The 16,661-nt window shown below is 48.0% G+C and carries 16 protein-coding genes, 8 tRNA genes and 1 rRNA gene; all 25 read right to left on the bottom strand.

What is annotated here, in order from left to right; all coding sequences use genetic code 11:
• Window positions 1-103: 103 nt before the first annotated feature.
• Window positions 104-1,051 (bottom strand): ribose-phosphate diphosphokinase, encoded by a 948-nt coding sequence (locus PAEAM_RS01900; protein WP_036616184.1) that lies wholly within the window; start codon window positions 1,049-1,051, stop codon window positions 104-106.
• 264 nt (window positions 1,052-1,315) lie between these two features.
• Complete coding sequence (hisJ, locus tag PAEAM_RS01895; protein ID WP_100526429.1) at window positions 1,316-2,140, bottom strand: histidinol-phosphatase HisJ; 825 nt, start codon at window positions 2,138-2,140, stop codon at window positions 1,316-1,318.
• Window positions 2,141-2,152: 12 nt separating this feature from the next.
• The gene (gene hisIE / locus PAEAM_RS01890; RefSeq protein WP_127546306.1) at window positions 2,153-2,887 is read right to left on the bottom strand and encodes a bifunctional phosphoribosyl-AMP cyclohydrolase/phosphoribosyl-ATP diphosphatase HisIE; all 735 of its coding nucleotides are present in this window, start codon (window positions 2,885-2,887) and stop codon (window positions 2,153-2,155) included.
• Complete coding sequence (gene hisF, locus PAEAM_RS01885) at window positions 2,880-3,641, bottom strand: imidazole glycerol phosphate synthase subunit HisF (protein ID WP_017691268.1); 762 nt, start codon at window positions 3,639-3,641, stop codon at window positions 2,880-2,882. Before hisF ends, hisIE begins: the two co-directional genes overlap by 8 nt.
• A 30-nt stretch (window positions 3,642-3,671) precedes the next feature.
• Complete coding sequence (hisA, locus tag PAEAM_RS01880; RefSeq protein ID WP_047841450.1) at window positions 3,672-4,406, bottom strand: 1-(5-phosphoribosyl)-5-[(5-phosphoribosylamino)methylideneamino]imidazole-4-carboxamide isomerase; 735 nt, start codon at window positions 4,404-4,406, stop codon at window positions 3,672-3,674.
• A gap of 62 nt (window positions 4,407-4,468) precedes the next feature.
• On the bottom strand, window positions 4,469-5,095 hold the full coding sequence (gene hisH / locus PAEAM_RS01875; RefSeq protein WP_100526428.1) for an imidazole glycerol phosphate synthase subunit HisH: 627 nt from the start codon (window positions 5,093-5,095) through the stop codon (window positions 4,469-4,471).
• A gap of 3 nt (window positions 5,096-5,098) precedes the next feature.
• On the bottom strand, window positions 5,099-5,728 hold the full coding sequence (gene hisB, locus PAEAM_RS01870) for an imidazoleglycerol-phosphate dehydratase HisB (RefSeq protein ID WP_036674766.1): 630 nt from the start codon (window positions 5,726-5,728) through the stop codon (window positions 5,099-5,101).
• Complete coding sequence (gene hisD, locus PAEAM_RS01865; RefSeq protein ID WP_100526427.1) at window positions 5,721-7,025, bottom strand: histidinol dehydrogenase; 1,305 nt, start codon at window positions 7,023-7,025, stop codon at window positions 5,721-5,723. Before hisD ends, hisB begins: the two co-directional genes overlap by 8 nt.
• Window positions 7,026-7,151: 126 nt before the next feature.
• A complete protein-coding gene (hisG, locus tag PAEAM_RS01860) occupies window positions 7,152-7,811 on the bottom strand; it encodes an ATP phosphoribosyltransferase (protein ID WP_036616167.1) in 660 nt (219 codons plus the stop codon).
• Window position 7,812: 1 nt separating this feature from the next.
• The gene (locus PAEAM_RS01855) at window positions 7,813-9,006 is read right to left on the bottom strand and encodes an ATP phosphoribosyltransferase regulatory subunit (protein ID WP_100526426.1); all 1,194 of its coding nucleotides are present in this window, start codon (window positions 9,004-9,006) and stop codon (window positions 7,813-7,815) included.
• A gap of 389 nt (window positions 9,007-9,395) precedes the next feature.
• Window positions 9,396-9,938, bottom strand: a complete 543-nt coding sequence (locus PAEAM_RS01850) for an acyltransferase (RefSeq protein WP_036616162.1) — start codon at window positions 9,936-9,938, stop codon at window positions 9,396-9,398.
• A complete protein-coding gene (ppaX, locus tag PAEAM_RS01845; RefSeq protein ID WP_100526425.1) occupies window positions 9,935-10,591 on the bottom strand; it encodes a pyrophosphatase PpaX in 657 nt (218 codons plus the stop codon). The genes PAEAM_RS01850 and ppaX overlap by 4 nt, the downstream gene beginning before the upstream one ends.
• 6 nt (window positions 10,592-10,597) lie before the next feature.
• Window positions 10,598-11,623: a prolipoprotein diacylglyceryl transferase gene (lgt, locus tag PAEAM_RS01840; protein WP_100526424.1), complete on the bottom strand. Its 1,026-nt coding sequence runs from the start codon at window positions 11,621-11,623 to the stop codon at window positions 10,598-10,600.
• 121 nt (window positions 11,624-11,744) lie between these two features.
• The gene (hprK, locus tag PAEAM_RS01835) at window positions 11,745-12,683 is read right to left on the bottom strand and encodes an HPr(Ser) kinase/phosphatase (RefSeq protein WP_017691278.1); all 939 of its coding nucleotides are present in this window, start codon (window positions 12,681-12,683) and stop codon (window positions 11,745-11,747) included.
• Window positions 12,684-13,101: 418 nt separating this feature from the next.
• Window positions 13,102-14,229 (bottom strand): ABC transporter ATP-binding protein, encoded by a 1,128-nt coding sequence (locus PAEAM_RS01830; protein WP_017691279.1) that lies wholly within the window; start codon window positions 14,227-14,229, stop codon window positions 13,102-13,104.
• A gap of 103 nt (window positions 14,230-14,332) precedes the next feature.
• On the bottom strand, window positions 14,333-15,526 hold the full coding sequence (locus PAEAM_RS01825; RefSeq protein WP_165789802.1) for a PucR family transcriptional regulator: 1,194 nt from the start codon (window positions 15,524-15,526) through the stop codon (window positions 14,333-14,335).
• A 144-nt stretch (window positions 15,527-15,670) separates the two neighbouring features.
• Window positions 15,671-15,743, bottom strand: a tRNA-Lys gene (locus tag PAEAM_RS01820).
• Between the two features lie 7 nt (window positions 15,744-15,750).
• Window positions 15,751-15,836: transfer RNA gene (locus PAEAM_RS01815), tRNA-Tyr, on the bottom strand.
• Between the two features lie 12 nt (window positions 15,837-15,848).
• A tRNA-Phe gene (locus tag PAEAM_RS01810) sits at window positions 15,849-15,921 on the bottom strand.
• A 21-nt stretch (window positions 15,922-15,942) separates the two neighbouring features.
• Window positions 15,943-16,020, bottom strand: a tRNA-Asp gene (locus PAEAM_RS01805).
• Between the two features lie 9 nt (window positions 16,021-16,029).
• Window positions 16,030-16,105 (bottom strand) — tRNA-Thr (locus PAEAM_RS01800).
• Window positions 16,106-16,110: 5 nt separating this feature from the next.
• A tRNA-Val gene (locus tag PAEAM_RS01795) sits at window positions 16,111-16,186 on the bottom strand.
• Window positions 16,187-16,195: 9 nt separating this feature from the next.
• Window positions 16,196-16,272: transfer RNA gene (locus PAEAM_RS01790), tRNA-Met, on the bottom strand.
• Between the two features lie 43 nt (window positions 16,273-16,315).
• Window positions 16,316-16,407: transfer RNA gene (locus PAEAM_RS01785), tRNA-Ser, on the bottom strand.
• A gap of 81 nt (window positions 16,408-16,488) precedes the next feature.
• Window positions 16,489-16,661 (bottom strand): 23S ribosomal RNA (locus PAEAM_RS01780); the annotation flags it as partial.

Raw genomic sequence — 16,661 nt, 5'->3', positions numbered from 1 at the left:
AGAATTGAATTCAAGGAGCAAAAACAAAAAAACCGTGCTGAGCAGACAACAACTCAGACACGGAACAGTTCATCTGGCAACACAACGTTATATCCTCGATGCTCTATATGCCAGAATCTTTAAACAATGTGGCCATGGAGCCACCATCCACAATAATGCGTACGGCGCGGGCCAGCATTGGCGCAACAGGTAACACTTTGAAGCATTCAGGGTGGTCATCTGGCAGTGCGATCGAGTCCGTAACGACCACCTCTTCAATTGACGGGTGATTCAATTTACTTACTGCCCCATCCGAGAACAATCCGTGTGTTGCACATACATATACATTTTTGGAGCCACGTTCCTTCAACCCTTCCACAACATTCAGAATGGTTGTTCCAGTGTCAATCAGATCCTCAATAATAATAGGTGTCCGTCCTTCTACATCACCAATGACATGGGTAATCACCGATTCATTATGACTTGGACGTTTCTTGATCATAATGGCAAATGGAGAATCCAGACGGTTCGCCAGCTTCTCTGCCATCGATGCTCGTCCCGCATCCGGGGAGACGACAACAGGGTTCTCGATTCCTTTGCTTAACAGATAATCACTAATCAGATCCAGTGATGTCATATGGTCAACCGGAATGTTGAAGAATCCCTGAATGGCCGCTGCGTGCAGGTCGATCGTTACCACTCGATTGGCGCCAGCCGTAGTTAATACATCTGCTACCATCTTGGCCGAGATCGGTTCCCGTGGTGCGGATTTGCGCTCTTGACGAGCATAGCCGTAATACGGAACAATGATGTTCACAGTGCGCGCTGAAGCCCTCTTTGCAGCATCAATCATCACCAACAGCTCGACAAACAGCTCATTAATCGGATGAGACAACGACTGTACCAGAAACACATCACAATTACGGATCGTTTCTTCATAATGAACGTATATTTCTCCGCTCTTGAACCTGGACAGCTTGATCTTGCCCAGTTGTACACCCAGCTTGTCACATACCTGTTCTGCCAGCTTAGGGTTCGATGAACCGGAAAAAATACGTAACGAATGCTGCATAATGCCCTCCCGAGGGTTGAAGTCCCTATATAATCCCTTATCTAAAAGCGAGTGTTCAAAAAGACCGGTTTTCAGTACCGAGAAGATGGGATAAAGCTAGAAATGGAGTAGCGGAGCGTAGGCAAAACTACGTGAGCAACGGACATTTCGGCTGAATTCCAGCTTCGATGCTGAAGATGCCATTAGGCATCCTTCGTAATCAAAGGCGGACTTTTTGAACTACCTCTAAAAGGTTATTTCCTACCCTCATTATACTCTAATGGCTTATACATTTAAAGGAATGAACGAGCGATGACGGCCTTCAAAAACAGCGACTTCCGTACAGCCCAACTCATGTAAAAGTGCTTCAGCTTCAGGCAAATAATCGCCCAGCTTCAGTGGGTCATGTGCATCAGAGCCCATGGTTAATGGAATACCCAAGCGAATGGCTTCTGTCAGCATTCTGCGACTAGGGAACATCTCGGCACAAGGCTTCGATATCCCGGAAGCATTCAGCTCCATGGCGCAACCACTTTTAGCAATAGCCTGCAGCGCTGCGTTCTCCAGTGAGATACGTTCTTCTGTCTGCTCCGTTGAAGGAACAAAGCCAAACCGTTTAATGACATCCGGATGGCCCATAATATCGTACATGCCCGTGGCGGCTGCCTTGCTTACGGCATCGTAGTACTGACGATATACCTCAAGGATGTCTTTGCCCTCCCAGTGATGGGTCTGGCGAAAATCCGTAATGTCCCATTCCCCGAGAAAATGAACAGAGCCAATCACATAATCCCATGGATAACGCTCAATGATTGCACGGATCTCTGTTTCCCAGCCTTCAATATAGTCACCTTCCAGACCAACACGTACGTCAATCTGACTACGGTAACGTTCTTTCAGGGAGAAACACTCCTCTACGTAACGCGGCAGTTCATCCATAGGCATCGCCATTTCCGGATAATATTGAGCCGGATCGACATGCAACAATGGCATGTGATCGGACAATCCAATCTGGGATAGTCCGATCTCCACACCACGCTGCACGTACTCTTCCAGTTTGCCAACGGCATGTCCACACCGCTCATGGTGTGTATGATAGTCTATACGCACGTAGCTCGCCTCCTAATCGCGGCGAGGCCGTTCATGACGGCGGCTCAGCTCTGACATAATGTCGTCCAGCGGCAGCTTGCGTTCTTGTAACAGGACGAGCAGGTGATACATCAGGTCACTGACTTCCAGACGAAGCTCGTCATTATCTTTATTTTTGGCGGCGATGATTGTCTCGGACGCTTCTTCACCAATTTTTTTCAGTATTTTGTCTACACCTTTATCAAACAGATACGTTGTATATGCACCCTCAGGGCGCTCACGTTCACGCTCTGCAATAACGGATTCCAGTTCAGCCAATACCTCAAAGCGACTTTCGGAACCGGAACTTGCAGAAGCAGATGCTGCACCCGCTTCATCCGAAGCCTTGTCTGCCGATTTCTCTGGCAAACCAATGATCTCATTATGGAAACAAGTTACCGCCCCTGTATGGCAAGCCGGACCGTTCGGTTTCACCTCAACCAACAAGGTATCGCCGTCACAATCATATTTTAGGGAAGTAATCGTCTGCACGTTGCCAGATGTTGCTCCTTTATGCCACAACTCCTGACGCGAGCGTGACCAGAACCACGTCTCACCGGATTCAAGCGACAACTTCAGAGATTCGCGATTCATATAAGCCATCATTAAGACTTCCCGAGTATCCACATCCTGCACAATGGCAGGAACCAATCCGTCACTCCAACGAATGTGTTCCACAACCTGTTCCAAGGATAACTGTTCCTTGATTTCATCGCTCACTTTAGTCACGGATCTCCACCCCTTGTTCTCTCAAATGTTGTTTTAACGCCGGTACGGCGATTTCTTTGTAATGGAAAATCGTTGCGGCCAGCCCTGCGTCCGCTTTACCTGTGGTAAATACATCATAGAAATGAGATTCCTTACCCGCACCGCCCGATGCGATGACTGGAATACGCACAGATTCGGATACCGCTGCCGTCAGCTTCAGATCAAAGCCATCTTTTGTTCCGTCCGCGTCCATACTTGTAAGAAGAATCTCCCCCGCGCCCAAGCTCTCAGCCTGTTTAACCCATTCCAGCGCCTTGATCCCGGAGGGTTTCCGTCCACCATGGGTATAGACTTCCCATTCGCCCCAAGCTTCGTTATACTTGGCATCGATCGCTACCACGATACACTGCGAGCCAAAGCGACGTGCACCATCTGCAATCAACTGCGGATTAAGTACCGCGGCTGTATTCACTGCAATTTTATCCGCTCCTGCACGGAGAATCCGCTTCATGTCCTCTACCTTGGAGATGCCACCACCTACCGTAAAGGGAATAGCGATCTCGCCTGCTGTCTGCCGCACGACTTCTTCCATCGTTTCGCGACCTTCCACTGAAGCGGAGATATCGAGAAAGACCAATTCGTCCGCGCCCTCGCGGTCATATAGCGCCGCCAGCTCTACCGGATCACCCGCATCGCGGAGATTAACGAAGTTGACGCCTTTGACGACCCGGCCGTCCTTCACGTCCAGACAGGGGATGATTCTTTTTGCCAGCATGCTACCTCTTCCTCTCTACCCGAATATCCTTTACTTGTTTACCGCACGTACTGCTTCAGACAGATCGATACTCCCAGTATACAGCGCTTTACCCACGATCGCTCCACCAACACCATCATCTGCATGACGACTCAGACGAAGCAGATCATCCATCACACTTACACCACCGGAAGCAATAACCGTCCGTCCGCTCGCCTTGGCAAGAGATACAATCGCTTCTACGTTAGGACCCTGCATCATGCCATCACGGGATATATCCGTAAAGATAAACGTTTCTGCGCCATATGCCGCCAGTTCCTTCGCGAGCACCTCTGCTTGCACTTCCGATGTTTCAAGCCAACCGCGAGTTGCCACGTAACCGTTACGAGCGTCGATGCCAATTGCCACTTTGTCGCCATAACGTCCCAGTACTTCCTCTGTAAATGCACGATCCTCAATCGCTGCTGTTCCAATGATCAGCCGGCTAACACCCAGACCCAGCAAACGTTCTACATCAGCTACCGTACGAAGTCCGCCGCCCACCTGAACAGGTACGTTCACAGCCGAGGCAATCCGCCCGATCAGCTCATCGTTAACAGGATGACCCGCTTTCGCACCATCCAGATCGACCAGATGAACGTATGTACCGCCTTGCTTCTCCCAGGATAGAGCCACTTGAACCGGGTCATCGTTATACACGGTCTCCTGATTATAATCTCCCTGCACCAGTCTTACACATTTGCCGTCCCGGATATCAATCGCCGGATATAGGATAAAAGATGACATACAAGGCCTCCTGAATATGAATTAGATTTGTACGCTTTCTATAGTTAAGAAGAGATGATGTTTTACCTTTGTACAGGTGCTCCTGTCAGAGCCAAAAAGTTGCCGAGCAGCTTCATACCGAGCTCTCCACTTTTCTCTGGGTGGAATTGCATGCCGAAGTTGGATCCTCTGCCTACAATAGCTGTCACCGGATGTCCGTAATCCGTTACCGCCAGCAGATCGTCCCTGTTTTCAGTAAGCGCATGATAGGAATGGACAAAATAGACGTGACCTGCCTCAAGCCCCCTAAATAGAGGATTTTCCGCGTGCAGAAATTCCAAACGGTTCCATCCCATATGAGGAACTTTCAGCTCTCCTGGTGCGAATCGCACCACTTTACCTGGCAAAATATCCAGTCCCTCATGCTCACCATGCTCTTCACTTGAGCTGAATAACAATTGCATGCCCAAACAGATACCGAGCAGTGGTTTAGACCCGGCAGCGGCTTCCTTCACCACCGTATCCAGTCCGCTCTCCCGCAGATGAACCATCGCATCACCAAAAGCACCTACGCCTGGCAGAATGACACCATCTGCGCCAAGAATCTCTTCCCGGTCACCCGTGACCAGCGCTTCGTAGCCAAGACGTTCGACCGCTTTGCCGACGCTGTGCAGGTTACCCATACCGTAATCGACAATTGCAATCGCCATCGTCTACAGCACTCCCTTCGTGGAAGGCACACCCGTTACACGTGGATCAATCATCGTTGCTTCATCCAGTGCACGTCCCAGCGCCTTAAAGATCGCTTCAATCATGTGGTGGGTGTTCTGACCATAATGCACAATGACATGTAACGTAATCCGAGCTTCCAGCGCTAATTTCCACAGGAATTCATGTACCAGCTCCGTGGAGAAACTGCCTACTTGTTGGGAAGGGTATTCTGCACGGTATTCAAAGTGAGGTCGGTTACTCACATCAATAATGACCTGAGCGAGTGCCTCGTCCATTGGTACAAAAACACTGGCGTAACGCTTAATTCCACGTTTGTCACCCAACGCTTCTCGCAACGTCTGTCCGAGACAGATTCCGATGTCTTCAACCGTGTGATGATCGTCGATATCAATATCTCCGCGGGCCTGCACGTTCAGGTCGAATTGTCCGTGCTTTGTGAACAGATCCAGCATATGGTTCAGGAAGGGTACATCCGTTTCAATCGTGGATTGTCCTGTTCCATCTACATTAAAGGCCAATTGGATATTGGTCTCGTTTGTTTTGCGGTCAACCTCTGCTTGGCGCACTGCACCTTTGTTTTCAAGTTCCACACCATTATTTTGCTTATCCATTGTCCGCTTCCGCCTTTCCTTCCTGTTCTAACCGTACAGCAATTGCACGGGCATGCCCTTCAAGACCCTCATGGCGGGCCAACTCTATAATAGCCGCTCCGTTCTGCAGCAGCGCTTCTTTACTATAATAGATCAGACTCGATTTCTTGATAAAATCATCCACATCCACCGGTGAACTGAATCGCGCGGTTCCATTGGTTGGAATAATATGATTCGGTCCGGCAAAGTAATCCCCTACCGGCTCCGAGCTGTATGGGCCGAGGAAGATCGCACCGGCATTTTCGATCCGGCCAGCGTAAGCCATCGGCTCCTGCACCATGATCTCCAGATGCTCCGGTGCGAGCCGGTTCACCACGTCAATTCCCTCATCGATGGAATCGACTACAATAATAGCGCCATACTGCTCCACGGAAGCAGCAGCGATATCACGCCGCGGCAGCACTTCAAGCTGCCGCTGCACTTCGCCCTGCACGGCTTCCGCCAGCGTGGCCGAATTCGTGACGAGAATGGCCGATGCCATCTCGTCATGTTCCGCCTGCGACAACAGGTCGGCGGCGACGTACACCGGATTCGCCGTATCATCGGCGAGCACCACAATCTCACTCGGTCCGGCGATACTGTCGATATCGACCGCACCGTACACCTCGCGCTTCGCGAGCGCCACGTAAATATTGCCCGGTCCACAGATCTTGTCGACCGGTGCAATACTCTCCGTGCCGTAAGCCAGGGCGGCGATGGCTTGAGCGCCGCCAACCCGGTACATCTCGCTCACGCCTGCTTCCGCAGCAGCAACGAGGATGTACGGGTTAATACCTTCGCCACCATTCGTAGACGGCGGCGTCACAAGAACAATCTCCGGCACGCCTGCCACCTGTGCCGGAATCACATTCATCAGCACAGACGATGGATACGCTGCTTTGCCGCCAGGTACATAGACGCCGACCCGCTTCAGCGGTCGGATGACCTGGCCCAGCAGGCTGCCGTCCGGCTGCCAATCCATCCACGAGTTTCGTTTCTGTTTCTCGTGAAACGCACGAATGTTGGCGGCGGCTTGCCGAATCGCCGTCACAAAGGATGGCTCCACGGCTGCATAAGCCGCCTGTAGCTCTTCCTGCGGCACGCGCAATTCCGCGGCCGTCAGCTTTGTGCGGTCCAGCTGCTCCGTGTAACGCAGCAGTGCCGCATCACCCTCACGGCGAATGTCGCTGACAATACGACGTACCGTTTCATTTTGCTCCGGCGTGCCATACTCCACTTCCCGCTTCGAATCAAACTCCCGTGCAGGTACAATTTTCATACGTACAACCTCCTCATCCTCTGTAATACCTGCCTTCTTGTGGCCGATTTGCTTCTTTATTTTGTCTCTTACTCTTACTCTTACCTTGCTTCACATGTTCCTCATCTATGTTTCCAACGCAGTAATTTATCCCCGAAAGCTTCCCGCCGATATCTCATTCGATGCCGGTATGACCTGCTGAAGTGCATCACACAAAGCCTGGATTCGTGCATTTTTCATCCGATAACTTACCCGATTGGCGATAAGACGGCTGGTGATGTCCAAAATGCTTGTCATCTCCACCAATCCGTTCTCGCGCAGTGTCTGACCTGTCTCCACCAGATCGACAATCCGGTCTGCCAGACCAATCAGGGGCGCTAGCTCAATGGAACCATTCAGCTTGATCACCTCGACCTGCTGCCCCTGCTCCCGGAAATACTGTGAAGCAATCCTTGGATACTTCGTTGCAACACGTTGCTGGATGCCTGGCTTCCAGTCTGGAAGTCCGATCACAGACATACGGCACTGGGCGATTCCCAGATTCAATAGTTCGTACACGTCCCGATCTTCCTCCAGCAGCACGTCTTTACCAACAATTCCGATATCAGCAACACCGTACTCCACATACGTTGGAACATCTACTGGCTTCGCCATAATGAATTCCATTCCCGCTTCCGGTACTTCAATGACCAATCTGCGTGTATCGTCCACGTCTTCTGGAATATCCAGCCCCGCTTCACGGAACAATTTGGAGGCTTTTTTATAGATTCGGCCCTTCGGCATGGCCACCTTCAGAATATCCGACATCTCAGCGTCCTCCTTCTTCAGATCCGTAAGTAATAACCTGCTCCGCTTGAACGGTTCTTGCTTCAACCGATACGGCACTTGCCCCACCTTCAGGAAGAAGGAGTGTCACTACATTTTGTCCCATACTGCGTAATCTTGCCGCTTCTGTTAGTGCCTCGGCCCGACGCTTCGGGGTATATTGGATAAGTACCGGTTTTTTCTCTTCAATGGTAATGCCATGAACACCATCAATAATACGGTTCGTTTTCAGTGCAAATCCTGTAGCTGGCAATGAACGACCAAACTGTTGTAACAGATTATCATACCGTCCGCCGCTACATACCGGAGATCCCAGTTCGGCTGCATACCCTTCAAAGGTCATGCCCGTATAATAGGAGAAATCACCGATCATCGTCAGATCAATCAGCACATGCTCGGATACACCGTACGCTTCCAACACTTCGAATACAGCACACAGATGTGCAATCGACTGTGCTGCTTCAGCACTTGAACTTAGCTCTACCGCATGTGTGCATACTTCCTTGCCACCACGCAGACGAAGGATCGCTTCAAGCTGTTCTTTCAACTTCGGCTCCAGATTCAATGCTTCAATCGACTGGCGATAGCCGACATAATCACGTCCGAGCAACCCTTCCTTCAATTGCTCCTGCTCAGCGGTCTGGCCTGGAATCACTTCCTCCAGTAATCCGTTCAGGAATCCCATATGACCCATCGCTATTTTAAAAGAAGACACACCCGCTGCCTGCAAAGAGGCAATCGCAAGCGCAACAACTTCTGCATCCGCCTCAGGTGAGTCGTCTCCAACCAGCTCCACGCCCGTCTGAAAGAATTCAGCCTCACGCCCAGCTTCCTCTTCAATAGAACGGAATACGTTCGCATGATAGGATAAACGCAGTGGCAACTGCTCATCTTTGAGCATGGATGAAACGACGCGTGCAATCGGAGCCGTTAGATCCGATCTGAGTACCAGTGTGGTTCCCCTGCTGTTTAGCAATTTAAATAATTTACGATCTGATGTAGAGCTTGCCACACCTACCGTGTCGTAATATTCAATCGTTGGTGTGATGATCTGACGGTAACCCCAGCGTTCCATACATTCCAGTACATTGCGTTCAATCGTCCGCAGCTTGGATACTACATGTGGTGTATAATCGCGGAATCCGGTCGGTTTTTCAAAACCTTTTGGTTTGGACATTGGTAATATTCACCCCGAGTCAGTAATTTAAGAGTCGCACTCGTTCTATTTCAACAGGATTTATGTAGTGTAAATCCCCATTCTATCTTATAAACCTGAATCACAGTATTATCGCATAAGCCTTCAACTATTGGTTTAGTTCAATCTTTATCATGCTTCATTTCTCCAAGAATACTTTCACATGGTAAAGTGCTAACAAACTAAAGGATATGGGATATGATAACATGAAATCCGCACTACCGTCAACAATACCAAAGCTTGATTGCCCTTGGATCGACATATCGTTTTATATGCACACCATTACGCTCGCCAATCGGTATTTATATACGAAAAAAGCTGCCATAAGCAGCTTTTTACTTCAACCCATCTTCATTCATTACTTTATTGACTCAATGCACACTACCCTGAGAAGAATCATCCGTGTTAAAGACAGTTTCTTCCGTAGAAGCTGCCGCGCGGGATAAATCACGCAGTGGATTACCTCCAACAAAAGCTCCTGGTGCAACATCCTTATGTACGACTGCTCCAGCAGCTACAACAGCTCCGTCTCCTATAGTTACCCCGGGCAGAATCGTTGTATTGGCACCTATCAGTACATTTTCCCCGATAATCACCTCACCGAGTCTGTACTCCTTAATGAGATACTCATGAGCGAGAATCGTTGTGTTGTAACCGATGACCGAGTTTTCGCCGACCGTTATTTTCTCCGGAAAAAACACATCCACCATCACCATCAGGCCAAAGGCCGTGTGTTTTCCCACCTTCATACCGAGCATTCGGCGGTAAATCCAATTCTTCACCGATAGGATCGGACAGTAACGTGACAACTGGATCCAGATAAAATTACGAACGCCCTTCCACGGACTCACTGTCTTGTAGATATGCCAAAGTGCATTCTGGTCCTCTACCGGATAGCGGGTTACTTTTCTCATGAACGTCCCGTTTCAATACGGATGAGTTTCAACAAGTCTCTCATGTCATGCAACATATAGTCGGGTCCATATCCGTTCAGGATTGTTTCTCCTTTAAGAGACCATGCAACCCCCGCCGAGAGTGCGCCCGCATTCTGTGCCGATTGGATATCCACTGGACTGTCACCCACCATTAACGTTTTGGCAGGATCTGCACCCAGTTCCGTCATCGCTTTCAGTACCGGTTCAGCGTGCGGCTTCGGATTCGTTACGTCAGTTACTGTTACAATCGTCTTCATATACTTCAATAGGTCAAAACGTTCTAGCACCTTTAATGTAGATGGACGAATCTTGGTTGTGACCACACCCATAACAATGCCAGCCTGATGCAGCGCCTCTACTACCTCAATAACATGTGGAAATGGTCTAACCATCGCTTCATGATGGATATCATTATAAGCACGGTAACCTTTCACGTACTCGGAGACTTCCTCCTGGCCAGAGAAAGTGCGCATTTGCTGCTCCAGTGTGCCACCCATATGTGGAATGATCTGTTCCCGTGTCCATGGAGCTGAATGCTCCCATCCCCCCATGACATGCTGGAATGAGCTGATAATCAACTCATTGGTATCAATAATCGTTCCATCCAGATCAAACAATACCGTGTCAATCATGTTGCATTACTCCTTTTTATCATCAACTTGCTTGGATTCATCTTTGGCTGGAGGTGTTACCTTATTCTCTTTGCCAGCAACTGTTCCCGTATGCTCCATATCATCTGAGGTAACTTTGGACGATACAATCGGATCACTATAACGAACATCTGCTTTACCTGTCACTCTTCTCACCACAATGAATACAACAGCAACAATAATGATGCCAATCGCGAGCAGTTGCGAGATTCTTACGTTACCGTAAGCAGGATCAAGATATCCTTGTTCAAAGCCCATTGCAGTCATTGGAGACCACAACCCGTTCACTAGTGAAGCAACCCACTGCGGAGCCTGGAAGCCCAGACTGTCCGTACGCAAAGCTTCAATAAAGAAGCGACCGATAGAGTACCAGATGAAATAAGACATGAACAGTTCGCCTGAACGCAGAAACTTCTGACGACGCAGAACCAGCAGCAAGACCAGACCAACGAGACTCCACATCGATTCATACAAAAACGCAGGGTGGTGGAATACGCCTTCTACGTTCATTTGATTCACAATAAAGTCCGGCAGATGAAGCTTGTCTGTCAAAAATGATTCTTCCACAGGACCGCCGTAGGCTTCCTGATTCACAAAGTTCCCCCAGCGTCCGATCAACTGTCCAACGAGCAGTCCAGGCGCACAGATATCGGCCATACGCCAGAAGTTATATCCTTTACGACGGAAGAAAATAACTGCACAGATAATAGCACCAATAAGTGCACCATAGATGGCTATACCGCCATTCCATATTTTAAAGACATCCCAGAAATTATCCTTATAATCTTCCCATTTAAATGCTACGTAGTAGATGCGGGCACCAATGATGGCAGAAGGCACACCCAGCAGGACCATGTCCATGAACACTTCCTGTGGAATATTGTATCGTTTGCCCTCCCGGATCACGAGCAGGAGTCCTATAAGTGCCGCAGCACCAAGAATAAGCCCGTACCAGTGAACCTTTAACGCTCCAATAGAGAACGCAATCGGGTTCAACAGTAATAATGTATCCATTCATTCACACTCCTATTTATTCAATCAATCGCACGCATGACGAATGGTTGGCATACACTGCGCCTTAAGAGAAGCAGTACATGTCAACCATTTATCTTCATTTCCTTGTATAAAATGTTTCTTAATCCATGTCTTCCATATCTTCCGAGATGGTTGCTGTCAGCTTGTTCGTGAATTGCAGCGCAGCATTCAGACCCATCTGTTTCAGGCGATAGTTCATACCTGCCACTTCAATAATAACCGCCAAGTTCCGTCCCGGACGAACAGGGATTGTAACAAGAGGTACATCCGTATCAATGATACGTGTAGTCTCTTCATCCAGACCCAGACGATCATATTGTTTATCCTGCTGCCATGCTTCCAGACGTACAACCAAAGTAATCCGTTTGTTATTCCGAACCGCACCAGCCCCGAATAATGTCATGACGTTGATAATACCGACACCTCGAATCTCGAGCAAGTGGCGGATCAATTCAGGTGCAGTACCGTGCAGCTGAAAATCTGACGTTTGGCGGATCTCTACCGCATCATCGGCAATCAGTCGGTGTCCACGTTTCACCAGTTCAAGCGCTGTTTCACTCTTACCAATACCGCTGCTACCTGTGATCAGCATACCTACGCCATAGACATCACAAAGTACACCGTGAATGGTTGCTGTTGGTGCCAATTTCTTTTCCAGGAATCCCGTGATCCGGCTGGATAGAATCGTAGTAGCCATGTTGCTACGAAGTACAGCCAGATTCTGCTCTTCACTGATATCAATCAGCTCTTGCGGAACTTCCAGTCCACGCGTGACAACGATACAAGGCGTCTCTTCCGTACAAAGACGTTGCATACGATCGCGCCGCTCTTGCTCAGGTAACATTGCAAAGAAAGCTAACTCCGTTCTTCCAAGTAGCTGTACCCGTTCTTGTGGATGGTATTCAAAATAACCGGCCATTTCCAGACCAGGACGGTTCAGGTCATCTACCGTAATGACTCTTTTCAATCCGTGAGATCCAGAAACAACCTCCAACTGAAATTGCTGCACCAGTTCAGATACTTTCACTTTTTTCGCCATTTGTCTCTTCCTTTCAGCATTAGCTGTCCCTCTATGTACATCAGATCGTGTATCAGTTATTTCCATTATTAGCGCATTCACAACATGGGGTACAAAATGCATACCCTTCCAACAGTCGATTCTCTCAAATATATGAAGACAGACCTTCAAATAATCTTAAATGAATTCCGGGATGAATGCAATCGCAGCCTCCGACAACCATTAGCAAGAAAAGTCTTCTGATCGAAGCAACTTCTAGGATACTACATTCGTAGTTTAAGGGGTGTTTTTCTTACGATTATTAATCCTTCAACTCTGCCGAAACTTATAAATTCATTAATCTTAAAAAAGCCCCTTCCAGCAATAACGGAAGGGGCTCTCATTACAATGTATAATTGCGTTAACTGTCAGGTTCCATCGTCACCGAGGAATCCCAGTATTATTTGTCTTGAAGAAGTACGTTCACTTCAGTCTCTTTGTCAAAGATATGAACTTTGTTCATGTCAATGGCCATTTTAACTGTGGAACCATCACGAGTGTTAGAACGTCCGTCTACACGTGCGATCGTTGTATCATTACCAACACCGCTCAAGTAGAGGAGCATTTCGTGACCCAGGTTCTCTGTAACATCTACGTGTGTAGAGAATACAGAGTTCGGGGATGCTTCCAGGAATACTGGCTCTTCGTGAATGTCTTCTGGACGAACACCCAGAATCACTTCTTTACCAATGTATCCTCTAGATTTCAACACTTGTGCTTTACCTTGCGGGATTTCAACATCCACACCAGGAGCTATGAAATGCATGCTAGTACCTTGCTCAGCGAGTTTACCCGAGATAAAGTTCATTGTCGGGGAACCGATGAAACCAGCTACGAACAGGTTAGCCGGCAGGTTGTACAACTCTTCCGGAGAAGCTGCTTGTTGGATGATACCATCCTTCATAACAACGATCCGATCACCCATCGTCATAGCTTCGATCTGGTCATGCGTTACGTAGATAACAGTTGTTTCCAAACGTTTCGCAAGTTTAGTGATCTCAGCACGCATTTGACCACGCAGTTTGGCATCCAAGTTGGAGAGAGGCTCATCCATCAAGAACACTTGTGGATCACGGACAATCGCACGTCCCAAAGCGACACGTTGACGTTGACCACCGGACAATGCCTTAGGTTTACGCTCAAGCAAATGTTCGATATCCAGGATTTTAGCTGCTTCACGTACACGTTTGTCGATCTCATCTTTTTTAACCTTACGCAATTTCAAACCAAACGCCATGTTTTGATATACGCTCATATGCGGATACAAGGCATAGGATTGGAATACCATCGCGATATCGCGGTCTTTAGGTGCAACATCATTAACGACACGGTCACCGATATAGAGTTTACCTTCAGAAATTTCCTCAAGGCCTGCGATCATACGAAGTGTTGTTGACTTACCACAACCGGACGGACCTACCAGTACCAGAAATTCTTTATCTTTAATGTCCAGGTTAATGTCAACTACAGTTGCTTTATCAGAACCCGGGTATTTTTTGAAAATATGCTCTAAACGTACTCCAGCCATGATTGTTGCCTCCTCAGAGATCATTTTGTAATCGAATACAATTTGTATTTTTATAATACCCTATCTACGTGAGGTTTGACTATTCGCAAACTGCACAAAAATATCAATGCTTTTTCGTCACTTTGTACATTAGTAGTAAAAACTGCACTAGAACGGCACTTTCGAAGTGCCTCACATCATAGCCAATCTCCTGTTTGATCTTGTCCAGACGGTATACCAACGTATTACGATGAATGAAAAGTCGTTTCGCTGTCTCGCTGACATTACAGTCCAGGCTAAAAAAAGTCTCCAGCGTAGCAAGTGTCTCACTGTCATTGAAGATAACCGTGTCTTTGCCAGTTTCCTTTATAAAACGTATACGTTGATCATCTGGAATGCTCGCTACCAACCGCTCCAGGTGAAGATCCCATGGGAGATGAATATGCTGCGTAACATGGAATGCTCTCCCTAAGTGAACACTTTCTCTAAGAAGAGTTGTGACCGATACAAGTTGTTGCGCAGGAATGCATGGCAGAGATGCGGACAGATGGAACACCCCAGCCCACTCACTGGCAACCAATTCATGTAACCCCAGACAAAAGGCGTTCAGCGAATCCTTTTTGGCTTCTGTTGTATCTTCCTCGGCTTCTTCTGTAACAATTTCTTTATCACCCATGAAAATCCACTCTTGCTCCCCCAAAGGAATCAAGACTATCTCCTCGCCAAAGTAACTCTCAAGCAACTTGTTGAGCTCCTTGGATCGTAAACGATGTGCATCCGGTGTATCCCCTTGCAGCAAGAACAGAATCTTCTCAGCATTTAATCCTGCGGGCACCACAAAGCGATCAGGAACCGCTTCAAATTCCTGCTTGGTTGGTTCTTCGATCTGCTCTTTAAGCCAGAGACCCAATTCAGTCAAATACTGCTCCCTATCATTCTCATATACAACAGGTTGTACCTCATCGGGTAGAGCCGTGTTAGTGCGGATCAAAAGCTCAATCAATTGTCGTGTTTCTACGGTAATTGATTTTGCAGGGCATCCCCAACACACGACAGTCTCTTCTTGCTCATTCATCCGAACCTTAAAAAATATACGCTTTCCCGTATTCAAACTGATTACATCGGATGAAATTGGAGATGCAGATTGATCAGATAACTCCTGACGCTCACCTTCATCACCAAAGGTCTCTAAATTTTCATGATTACCAACTAGATTGGCAACAGATTGCATCCATTCTTCTATTGTAATTTCATATTCGTCCAAATTTGTGCCTATAATGACTTCAATTTGCTGTTTTAGATCAGGTATGAGCTTCATATAATGAACGTCACCACTCTGCATGTTTTCTATTAGTTTATCATATCTTGCCCAGCATTAATAAATATCCATATTGAGCTAAAATTACACAACAAAAAAAGAGCAACTAATCAAATTAATGATTAATCACTCTTTTCTTAAAGATGAGTCATGAAGGGCTCGAACCTTCGACACCCTGATTAAAAGTCAGGTGCTCTACCAACTGAGCTAATGACTCATAAAACTGGTGGAGGATGATGGATTCGAACCACCGAACCCGTACGGGAGCAGATTTACAGTCTGATGCGTTTGGCCACTTCGCTAATCCTCCAGGGATTAAAGGTGGCTCGGGACGGAATCGAACCGCCGACACGAGGATTTTCAGTCCTCTGCTCTACCGACTGAGCTACCGAGCCATATTTAATTTTTAGGATTAATGGCGGAACCGACGGGATTCGAACCCGCGATCTCCTGCGTGACAGGCAGGCATGTTAGGCCAACTACACCACGGTTCCAGGCATTAATGGTGCCGGCGAGAGGACTTGAACCCCCAACCTACTGATTACAAGTCAGTTGCTCTACCAGTTGAGCTACACCGGCGTATATGGTGGAGGCTGAGGGGATCGAACCCCCGACCCTCTGCTTGTAAGGCAGATGCTCTCCCAGCTGAGCTAAGCCTCCTGGGTAATATGGTAGCGGCGGAGGGGATCGAACCCCCGACCTTACGGGTATGAACCGTACGCTCTAGCCAGCTGAGCTACACCGCCATATTAATTGTGTCTTGATTGCTTGTCCATCTTTAGGTAAAGATGGCGGAGAGAGAGGGATTCGAACCCTCGCACCGCTTACGCAGTCTAACCCCTTAGCAGAGGGTCCCCTTATAGCCACTTGGGTATCTCTCCAAATAACAATCATCAACATCATTCAAGGATTGCTCCCTGAAAACTAGATTCGAAACGAAACACGCGAATTACAACTTGCTATTGGATAAGCCCTCGACCGATTAGTACTGGTCAGCTCCATGCATTGCTGCACTTCCACCCCCAGCCTATCTACCTCGTCGTCTTCAAGGGGTCTTACATACTGGGAAATCTCATCTTGAGGGGGGCTTCACGCTTAGATGCTTTCAGCGTTTATCCCGTCCGTACATAGCTAC

This window comes from Paenibacillus sp. GM1FR, assembly GCF_002803315.1.
GTDB lineage: Bacteria > Bacillota > Bacilli > Paenibacillales > Paenibacillaceae > Paenibacillus > Paenibacillus amylolyticus.
This window is presented reverse-complemented; position numbering and strand designations above follow the sequence as displayed.

Bases quoted from the DNA above. Each gene is read 5' to 3' on its own strand.
- PAEAM_RS01900 (WP_036616184.1), bottom strand. From the start codon at position 1,051: ATGCAGCATTCGTTACGTATTTTTTCCGGTTCATCGAACCCTAAGCTG.
- hisF (WP_017691268.1), bottom strand. From the start codon at position 3,641: ATGCTGGCAAAAAGAATCATCCCCTGTCTGGACGTGAAGGACGGCCGG.
- hisA (WP_047841450.1), bottom strand. From the start codon at position 4,406: ATGTCATCTTTTATCCTATATCCGGCGATTGATATCCGGGACGGCAAA.
- hisH (WP_100526428.1), bottom strand. From the start codon at position 5,095: ATGGCGATTGCAATTGTCGATTACGGTATGGGTAACCTGCACAGCGTC.
- hisB (WP_036674766.1), bottom strand. From the start codon at position 5,728: ATGGATAAGCAAAATAATGGTGTGGAACTTGAAAACAAAGGTGCAGTG.
- hisD (WP_100526427.1), bottom strand. From the start codon at position 7,025: ATGAAAATTGTACCTGCACGGGAGTTTGATTCGAAGCGGGAAGTGGAG.
- hisG (WP_036616167.1), bottom strand. From the start codon at position 7,811: ATGTCGGATATTCTGAAGGTGGCCATGCCGAAGGGCCGAATCTATAAA.
- PAEAM_RS01855 (WP_100526426.1), bottom strand. From the start codon at position 9,006: ATGTCCAAACCAAAAGGTTTTGAAAAACCGACCGGATTCCGCGATTAT.
- PAEAM_RS01850 (WP_036616162.1), bottom strand. From the start codon at position 9,938: ATGAGAAAAGTAACCCGCTATCCGGTAGAGGACCAGAATGCACTTTGG.
- ppaX (WP_100526425.1), bottom strand. From the start codon at position 10,591: ATGATTGACACGGTATTGTTTGATCTGGATGGAACGATTATTGATACC.
- lgt (WP_100526424.1), bottom strand. From the start codon at position 11,623: ATGGATACATTATTACTGTTGAACCCGATTGCGTTCTCTATTGGAGCG.
- hprK (WP_017691278.1), bottom strand. From the start codon at position 12,683: ATGGCGAAAAAAGTGAAAGTATCTGAACTGGTGCAGCAATTTCAGTTG.
- PAEAM_RS01830 (WP_017691279.1), bottom strand. From the start codon at position 14,229: ATGGCTGGAGTACGTTTAGAGCATATTTTCAAAAAATACCCGGGTTCT.
- PAEAM_RS01825 (WP_165789802.1), bottom strand. From the start codon at position 15,526: ATGAAGCTCATACCTGATCTAAAACAGCAAATTGAAGTCATTATAGGC.